This is a genomic window from Marinobacterium profundum (genome assembly GCF_001528745.1).
GTDB lineage: Bacteria > Pseudomonadota > Gammaproteobacteria > Pseudomonadales > Balneatricaceae > Marinobacterium_A > Marinobacterium_A profundum.
This window is the reverse complement of the sequence record NZ_BCNS01000173.1, coordinates 1-8,682: the sequence shown is the minus strand read 5'-3', so window position 1 is coordinate 8,682 and position 8,682 is coordinate 1. Positions and strand designations below refer to the sequence as shown.

General features: G+C 58.1%; 7 protein-coding genes. All 7 read left to right on the top strand.

Annotated elements, in window-relative coordinates:
- The first annotated feature begins 282 nt into the window (after positions 1–282).
- The 7 genes from MPRO_RS20640 (at position 283) to choV (ending at position 8,438) form a co-directional block, all read left to right on the top strand.
- The gene (locus tag MPRO_RS20640; protein WP_158651899.1) at positions 283–1,731 is read left to right on the top strand and encodes a sensor domain-containing diguanylate cyclase; all 1,449 of its coding nucleotides are present in this window, start codon (positions 283–285) and stop codon (positions 1,729–1,731) included.
- 109 nt (positions 1,732–1,840) lie between these two features.
- Entirely contained in the window at positions 1,841–2,437 is a 597-nt protein-coding gene (locus MPRO_RS20635; RefSeq protein ID WP_067297695.1) for a DUF938 domain-containing protein, read from the top strand.
- A 573-nt stretch (positions 2,438–3,010) separates the two neighbouring features.
- Entirely contained in the window at positions 3,011–3,634 is a 624-nt protein-coding gene (gene betI / locus MPRO_RS20625; protein WP_067297690.1) for a transcriptional regulator BetI, read from the top strand.
- Positions 3,635–3,636: 2 nt separating this feature from the next.
- Positions 3,637–5,097, top strand: coding sequence for a betaine-aldehyde dehydrogenase (betB, locus tag MPRO_RS20620; RefSeq protein ID WP_067297688.1), 1,461 nt, complete (start codon positions 3,637–3,639; stop codon positions 5,095–5,097).
- Positions 5,098–5,396: 299 nt separating this feature from the next.
- Positions 5,397–6,302, top strand: a complete 906-nt coding sequence (locus tag MPRO_RS20615) for a choline ABC transporter substrate-binding protein (protein WP_245635160.1) — start codon at positions 5,397–5,399, stop codon at positions 6,300–6,302.
- 91 nt (positions 6,303–6,393) lie between these two features.
- Positions 6,394–7,239 carry a choline ABC transporter permease subunit gene (gene choW, locus MPRO_RS20610; protein WP_067297686.1) on the top strand — a complete coding sequence of 282 codons (846 nt, stop codon included), beginning with the start codon at positions 6,394–6,396 and terminating at the stop codon, positions 7,237–7,239.
- Between the two features lie 2 nt (positions 7,240–7,241).
- The gene (choV, locus tag MPRO_RS20605; protein ID WP_067297684.1) at positions 7,242–8,438 is read left to right on the top strand and encodes a choline ABC transporter ATP-binding protein; all 1,197 of its coding nucleotides are present in this window, start codon (positions 7,242–7,244) and stop codon (positions 8,436–8,438) included.
- The last annotated feature ends 244 nt before the right edge of the window (positions 8,439–8,682 follow it).

Genomic DNA, 8,682 nt, shown 5'->3' with positions numbered 1-8,682 from the left:
CTCGAGCCTCGCCCCTGCTTTTCACCCTAGCCCCTGCTTTTACCTAGCCCCTAGCATCTAGCCTCTGCTTTTACCCCTGCTTTTACCCTTCGCCATTTCAGCCAAATCGGAACCGCGGGGCAACCTGAATTGCCGATTTTTCTTGATCGAGGTGAGTTTTGGAGACATCATTCAAATTCATTCGACGTCCGGAAGTACCGCATGGAGCGCGCCCTCGTTGATCTGATGCCCAGATCACAGCTCATTAGCTACATATGCATCTGGTTAGCTGCCTTTGTGCTAATGGCCGGCAGTATAATCGCGCTTGAGTACGACCGGCTGGAATCACACTTCGACACCTTCTCCCAGAACATCATCACCAAGGTCGAACAGCAGCTCAGAGAGCAGCAGCTGGCGCTTGAAAGCTTCGCCCACGGCCTCTCTAGCCAATCTGAATACTCCTACATCCAGGCACAGAATATCGCTCAAAGCCTGTTGCAGCACTCCCCCGATCTTTACATGTTTGCCGTCGCCAGCCGGGTTGAGTCGGGCCAGCGCGAAGAATTTGAGCAACAAATGTCTAGATCGCAGTCGCGCGGCTTTCGTATCCAAACACCCACCAGCAGCACTACCGACAACAGCACGCAGAGCCTTTACCCGATAGTATTGCTGGTGCCCGAACGCCCCGAAGCTCGATCGCTGCTCGGACTGGATCTGGCCAGCGAGTCCTCTGCCCTCAGCGGTCGGCTGTCGGGGATTGTCGCGCCCAGTGGCATGTCCAAACCCATTCTGCTGGGAAACGGCCCAGGTTATCTGATCTACCACGCCATCGACCGGCAGCTTGATCATCAGGGCCACAAAATGCCCGGACAATTTTCCAGGTACGCCCTATTGGCGGTCAGTGCAGAAACGCTGTTTGCGCCCTGGATGATCGATGAGCCCGGCCTCAGCCTGCATTTAGACAACCTGACTTCCGCCGATAGCCCCCCGGTAATCCTGTTCGAAAGCCAACCGCAACAAGAATTCGCCCTGCCGATTCCGTCAATGAGCCGCAACCATCAGTTTGCAGGCACATCCTCCAACCTCGTGCTCAACATCCAGTATCAGCCCCGCTGGCAGGCGCTGGACCTGTGGCAACTGACTGGCTTGCTGGTCGGCCTGTGTCTGCTAATGCTGCAGGTCGGCTGGGTATTGAGGCGCGTCTGGCGCACCCGCCAATACCTGTTCGAACAGCAGCAAAGTCTCTACAACAAGGCCCACTTTGACCACCTCACCGGTCTGCCCAACACCAACCTGCTGCTGGACAGGCTTGAACAGGCCATCCGCTCAGCCCAGCGCACCTCCAGCCAGGTGGCGGTATTTTTTCTCGATCTGGATGATTTCAAACAGGTCAACGATGCCTGGGGGCATGATGTCGGTGACCAACTGCTGATCCAGATAGCCGTGCGCCTGCGCGATTCCATGCGTAGCGAAGACACAGTCGCCCGCATCCATGGCGACGAGTTCGTCATTCTGATTCCGATATTCAGCGGTGAACATCAGCTCAACAAGGTTCGCGGCAAGCTCGAAACCCTGTTCGAACGTCCCTTCAAGGTGGGTGACATAGTTCTGCAGCAAAGCGGCAGTTTCGGCCTTGCGATCTTCCCCGAAGATGCCGACGATGCCGAAGGCCTGCTCGGCCTGGCGGACCGCCAGATGTATCTGCGCAAGCAGAACCGCTCCGAGCAGTGCAATGCCATCAAAACGGCGTAAGCATAAAGCTGTCAGCTTTAAGCTATCAGCCGTAAGCTTAGAGCTGTCAGCTTACGGCTTACGGCTTACGGCTTACCAATTACTATTTACTCATGACGAATAGACTTCCATGAACTGGCTCAATTACAGCGAAGCCTGTGCCCGCAATCAGGCGGTGATTCTGCAACAACTGGCGCCGTTGCTGCCAACCACAGGCAGCCTGCTGGAGATCGGCAGCGGCTCGGGTCAGCACGCCGTACACTTTGCAGCGGCGCTTAGCGGCCTGCGCTGGCAACCGACGGATCTGCCTGCCAATTTGCCGGCGCTGGACGCCAACCTGCAGCATTTTGGCAGCGACAATATAGAGCCGCCGCTGGCACTGGATGTCACCGCCACCTGGCCTGTCACCACCGCCGACGCGATTTACAGCGCCAACACCCTGCATATCATGGGCTGGCCCCAGGTTGTCGCCCTGCTGCAGGGAGCCGGCAGGCTGCTAACGCCGGGCGGGCTGCTGTGTATCTATGGCCCCTTTCGCTATAACGGCCAGTACACCAGTGCCAGCAATGCCGAGTTTGACCGCTGGCTGCAACAGCGCGATCCCCGCAGCGGCATCCGTGATATCGAGGCGGTCAACGAGCAGGCGCTTGCCCAGGGCCTCGAACTCGAACGGGATATCACAATGCCGGCCAACAACCAGTTACTGGTTTGGCGCAAGACATCTTAGGGGCTAGGGAGAGCATAAGAGCAGGTGCGAGGTGCGAGGTGCGAGGGAGAGAAGAGAAGAGAAGAGAAGAGAAGAGCGTAGCCTGGAATGAGTTTACGAATTCCGGGAAAGGAGCCCCAGGCGAGTTTCGAGGGTAAAAGCAGGGGCAAGGGGCTAGTTAGAAGCAGGTTCGAGGTGCACCGCCAGTCCACCAATTACCAATCACCCATTACCGCTACCGCGGTCACCTTGATGGGTTTCGCTGCGCTCCACCGCATCCTACAAGGCCACGTAGCTGAGCTTACGGCTTAAAACTTACGGCTGATCCCCTGATTTTCCGGGCCACAAACGCACCGCCAGGGTGCGTTTTGGCTGCCGAATGCGCCAAAAATGCCCACCGCAGCAATGTTAAAAATCCGTCAATACCATTCCCAGTAGCGACTCCTGCAAATTCATTTACGACATTTTCGCCGTAATTCAGGGCTTTTCGTACCCGTTTACGCCAAGGCACCCAGGTGCGGGTTGACAGTGCGCGGCTAAAACGTCAATCTTTTGTTAAACGACCATTTAATTAAAAAAGAGTACGGCTCGCTTATGCCCAAGGTAGGGATGCCCGCAATCCGAAAACCACAGCTGATCAAGGCCACCATGCAGGCCATTGATTCCGCTGGGCTGCAGAAAGCCAGCGTCGCCATTATCAGCCGTTACGCTGGCGTATCCCCGGCCATTATCAACCACTACTTCGGTGGTAAGGATGGTCTGCTCGAGGCCACCATGCGCTCTGTACTGCGGGATCTGTCGAATGCGGTGCGCGAACGTCTCGCCGAAACGGATCCGAATGATGTAATCGCCCGTATCAAGGCCATCGTGGGTGGCAATTTCGATAGCCGCCAGCTCGACTCCAAGGTAGTCAAAACCTGGCTGGCGTTCTGGTCTCAGGCGATGCATCACCCAGGCCTCTTCCGGCTGCAGCGGGTTAACGAACAGCGGCTGCTGTCGCACCTTCGCCTTGAACTCAAGCGTGTATTGGAGCCCGAGCGGGCCCAGTTCGTCGCCCAGGGCATAGCTGCACTGATTGATGGCATCTGGCTGCGGGGCGCCCTGACACCGGGCGGCATCAACAGTGAACTGGCTCAGCGCATCATCACCGATTACCTGGAGCGGCAGCTGCCGCCTAACGCGGCCCTCAGGGCTCTATCAACCCGGACTGCAAGCTAACAATGAAAACTATCTCCCTCTACATTCACGGCGCTTACCGTGACGCCAGCAGCAGCGAAACCTTTGAGACCCGCAACCCGGCCACCGGTGAACTGCTGGCCCAGGTGCAGCTGGCTAACGAAGCTGATGTTGAAGCTGCCCTTGCATCGGCCCGTGAAGGTTTTGCCATCTGGTCCGCCATGACCGGCACCGAACGCAGCCGCATCCTGCTGCGCGCCGTGGAGCTGCTGCGCGAGCGCAATGACGAACTGGCACGCCTCGAAGTTCAGGACACCGGCAAGCCGATCCAGGAAGCCGATCTGGTGGACATTCACACCGGCGCCGACGTGATCGAGTATTACGCTGGCCTGGCGTCCAAGATTCAGGGCGAGTATCAGGACCTGGGCAATGGCAACTTCTTCTACAGCCGCCGCGAGCCCCTGGGCGTCTGCGCCGGCATAGGTGCATGGAACTACCCGATCCAGATCGCCTGCTGGAAGGCAGCCCCGGCACTGGCCGCGGGTAATGCCATGATCTTCAAGCCCTCGGAGGAAACCCCGCTGAGCGTTATGAAACTGGCGGAAATCTTTACCGAAGCCGGCCTGCCGGACGGTGTTTTCAACGTCGTACAGGGCGATGGCCGTACCGGTGCCATGCTGAGCAATCACCCGGATATCGCCAAGGTATCCTTTACCGGTGAATGCGGTACCGGCAAGAAAGTCATGGGCGCTGCGGCAGGCTCGCTGAAATCCGTCACCATGGAGCTGGGCGGCAAGTCACCTATGATCGTCTTCCCCGATACCAAGGTGGAAACGGCCGTTTCAGGCGCACTGCTGGCCAACTTCTATACCCAGGGCGAAGTCTGCACCCACGGTACCCGCGTATTCGTGCATGATGCCATCTATGATGAATTCGTGGCCGAGCTGGAAGTACGCACCCGGGCACTTCGCATCGGTGACCCTATGGACCCGTCGACCCAGATTGGTTCGCTGATATCGAGCCAGCATATGGAGAAGGTACTGGGCTTTATCGATGCAGCCCAGCAGGCTGGCGCCCGCCTGGTATGCGGTGGCAAGCGTGCCACAGGCCCAGGGCTTGATAAGGGCAATTTCGTTGAGCCGACGGTCTTTGCCGACTGCACCGACGATATGCCCAACGTGCGCGAAGAGATCTTTGGCCCGGTGATGTCGGTACTGCGCTTCCACGATGAGGAAGAAGTAATCCGCCGCGCCAACGATACGCCCTTCGGCCTTGCCGCCGGTGTCTTTACCCGCGATTTCAGCCGCGCACACCGGGTTATCGCCCGTTTGCAGGCCGGAATCTGCTGGATCAACACCTGGGGTGCATCGCCGGCCGAAATGCCAGTGGGCGGCTACAAGGAGTCCGGCATTGGCCGCGAAAACGGAATAGAGAGTCTTTATCAGTACACCCAGACCAAGAGCGTCTATGTTGAACTGGGCGAACTGGAAAACCCTTACGCTTAAAGAGCAGGGGCGAAGGGAAAGGAGCGAGGTGCGAGATAAAAGGTGCGAGGGGGCAAAAGCGGAACAAGAGGAAAGAAGAAAGAACAAGCGGGGTTTGAACCTGCTTTTCTTACCTCGCTCCTCGCACCTCGCACCTCGAACCTGCTTTTTGCGCAGGCCCATTCCGGGCTACGGACTGTGGCTCCACGCCAGCCCGCATCTGTATACGGGCTGCCCTGGAGGTACAGAATAATGATAACTAAACAGGACTGACTATGACCCCTACGATCAAAAATGTACGCAACGGCCTTTTCACTCTGATGTGCGCCGCTGGTCTTAGCACCACCGCGCTGGCTGCTGGCAGCTGCGACGTTGTGCGCTTTGCCGACGTTGGCTGGACCGACATCACATCCACCACCGCTGTGACTGCCGAACTGGTAGAAGCCCTGGGTTACGAAAGCCGCACCGACCTGCTGTCCGTGCCTGTGACCTACAACTCCCTGGCCGCCAACGATATCGATGTATTCCTCGGTAACTGGATGCCGACCATGGAAGCTGACATTGCCAAGTACCGTGACGAGGGCTCGGTCGAAACCGTGCGGGCGAACCTTACTGGCGCCAAGTACACACTGGCCGTTACCAAAGCCGCCTATGACGGTGGCGTAAAGTCCTTTGCGGATCTGGCCAAGTTCAGCGACGAACTCGGCGGCAGCATCTACGGCATTGAGCCCGGTAATGACGGCAACCGCCTGATCCAGAAAATGCTCGATGAAAACGCCTTTGATCTGGGCAGCTTCAAACTGGTTGAGTCTTCCGAAGCCGGCATGATGTCGCAGGTTAACCGTTCGGAGCGTCGCAACAAGTGGATCGCCTTCCTTGGCTGGGCACCGCATCCAATGAACGCCAACTTCGAAATGGAATACCTCAGCGGCGGTGATGACTGGTTCGGCCCTGATTTCGGCGGCGCTACTGTCTATACCAACGTGCGCAAAGGCTATGTGCAGGAGTGCGCCAATATCGGCAAGCTGCTGACCAATCTGGAATTCTCCCTGGCCATGGAAAACGAAGTCATGGGCGCCATTCTGGATGACAATCAGAAACCCCGTGACGCTGCTCGCAACTGGCTGCAGAAAAACCCTGAAGTACTGGATGCCTGGCTGGACGGCGTGCAGACCAAAGACGGCAAACCGGGCCTGGCCGCGCTCCGTACACACCTCGAGCTCTGATCGTCTCGCAATAGATCCTTTACGTTGAAACTATCAGCTACCGCGCCCAAGGGCGCGGTAAATGGCCCCGCTCACCCTGAGGAAATACCCCATGAACTGGTTAACAGACCACAAGATACCCCTTGGCAGCTGGATGGAGCTTTTCGTCGATTGGCTGACCACCAACGCTGCGGGCTTCTTTGATACGATCGCCATCTCGCTGGAATGGCTGATCCTGAATATGGTCGCGATCTTCCAGTGGTTTCCGGTTTATGTACCCATTGTGATGACCGCCGCCCTCGCCTGGTTGCTGCACCGCAGTCTTGGCCTGGTGATCTTTGTGGTCGCCGCACTGCTGCTGATCCTCAATCTGGGATACTGGCAGGAAATGCTTGAGACCTTCGTGCTGGTGCTCGCCGCCACCACGCTATCGGTCATGCTCGGCCTGCCCATAGGCGTACTGGCCGCCCACAAGCCCTGGGTGTACACCATACTGCGCCCGATCCTCGATCTGATGCAGACCATCCCTACTTTTGTTTACCTGATTCCGACGCTGGTGCTCTTTGGTCTTGGCGTAGTGCCGGGGCTGATTTCCACCATTATCTTTGCCATTGCCGCCCCCATTCGCCTCACGTACCTGGGTATCAGCAAGGTGCCTGAAGAATTGATCGAAGCCGGCAAGGCCTTTGGCGCCACGCCGATGAAACTGCTGCTCAAGGTGGAACTGCCGGCGGCCATGCCCAATATCATGGCGGGGGTCACCCAGTGCATCATGCTGTCGCTGTCGATGGTGGTGATCGCCGCCCTGGTCGGGGCCGATGGTCTTGGCAAACCGGTGGTGCGCGCACTCAACACCGTGAACATTTCCCAGGGCTTTGAAGCGGGTCTGGCCATAGTGCTGGTCGCCATCATCCTGGATCGAATCTGCAAGGCACCCAACGCCAAAGAGGAGGCTTGATCATGTCCGTTGCCGTCAGTATCAAGAATCTCGATGTGGTGTTTGGCAAGAAGGTACAGCCTGCACTGGAGCTGCTGGCGCAGGGTAAAACCCGCCAGGAAATCATTGAAGCCACCGGCCAGGTCGTCGGCGTGCAGGACGCCAGCATAGAAGTGCAGCGCGGCGAAATCTGCGTCCTGATGGGGCTGTCTGGCTCCGGCAAGTCCAGCCTGCTGCGCGCTGTGAACGGGCTCAACCCCATCAGCCGCGGCGAGCTGCTGGTGCAGGATGGCAACGAGATGGTCAATATGGCCAACTGCGATGCCAACACCCTGCGCCACATGCGCAGCAAGCGCGTCTCCATGGTGTTCCAGAAATTCGCGCTTATGCCCTGGCTCAGCGTGCTGGACAACGTCGCCTTCGGCCTCGAAATGCAGGGCATAGGCAAGGTTGAACGCCGGCGCCAGGCCATGGATAAGCTCGAGATGGTGGGTCTGGACGAGTGGGCCAACAAGCTGCCCCACGAACTCTCGGGCGGCATGCAGCAGCGTGTTGGCCTGGCCCGCGCCTTCGCCATGGACAGCGATATCCTGCTGATGGACGAGCCCTTCTCGGCGCTGGATCCGCTGATCCGCAATCAGCTGCAGGACGAGCTGCTGGAATTGCAGCGCAAGCTCAACAAGACCATTATCTTTGTCAGCCACGATCTGGATGAAGCCCTGAAGATCGGCACCCATATCGCCATCATGGAGTCTGCGCGCATTATTCAGCACGGCCGGCCCGAGGATATAGTCCTTAACCCCTGCAATGAATACGTGCGCAACTTTGTCGCCCACACCAACCCGCTGAACGTGCTCAAGGGCCGCTCACTCATGACCGGTCTGGATCAGCTGGAGCGGCTCGACGAAATGCTGGTGCTCAACCGCGAGGAAAACAGCTGGTTCAAGATGGATGCCCAGGGACAGCTGCTGTCCGCCAGCCGCCAGGAAACGGCACTGCAGTTGCATCAGTGGGAAACAACCAGCAACCTCACCGATCTCAACGAAGGCACCCTGGTCGTCGCCAGCCCGGATATTTCCATGCGCCAGGCGCTTGAAATCCGCTACCAGACCGGCCTGCCGGTACTGCTGCGCGAAGCCAGCGGCCTGGTCGGCGTGCTGCGCGACCGCGATTTCTACCACGCCCTGCTGGGCAAGCACTTCGGCACCGACTCCGCTTAAAAAGCAGGGGTAAGAGCAGGGGCTAGATTCTAGGGGCAAGGGGCTAGAAAGAGCAAAGAGCAGGTGCGAGGTGCGAGGTGCGAGGAAGAGCGGTAAGAGCGGTAAGAGCAGGGGCTAGATTCTAGGGACTAGAGGCTAGAGAGAGCAAAGAGCAGGTGCGAGTTCCGTGACTGCTTTACCTTTCGCCTAGCCCCTGCTTTTCCCTAGCCCCTTGAATCTAGCGCCTAGTGTAGTGTTTCATTCT

Bases quoted from the DNA above. Each gene is read 5' to 3' on its own strand.
- MPRO_RS20615 (WP_245635160.1), top strand. From the start codon at position 5,397: ATGTGCGCCGCTGGTCTTAGCACCACCGCGCTGGCTGCTGGCAGCTGC.
- MPRO_RS20635 (WP_067297695.1), top strand. From the start codon at position 1,841: ATGAACTGGCTCAATTACAGCGAAGCCTGTGCCCGCAATCAGGCGGTG.
- betI (WP_067297690.1), top strand. From the start codon at position 3,011: ATGCCCAAGGTAGGGATGCCCGCAATCCGAAAACCACAGCTGATCAAG.
- choV (WP_067297684.1), top strand. From the start codon at position 7,242: ATGTCCGTTGCCGTCAGTATCAAGAATCTCGATGTGGTGTTTGGCAAG.
- MPRO_RS20640 (WP_158651899.1), top strand. From the start codon at position 283: ATGGCCGGCAGTATAATCGCGCTTGAGTACGACCGGCTGGAATCACAC.
- betB (WP_067297688.1), top strand. From the start codon at position 3,637: ATGAAAACTATCTCCCTCTACATTCACGGCGCTTACCGTGACGCCAGC.
- choW (WP_067297686.1), top strand. From the start codon at position 6,394: ATGAACTGGTTAACAGACCACAAGATACCCCTTGGCAGCTGGATGGAG.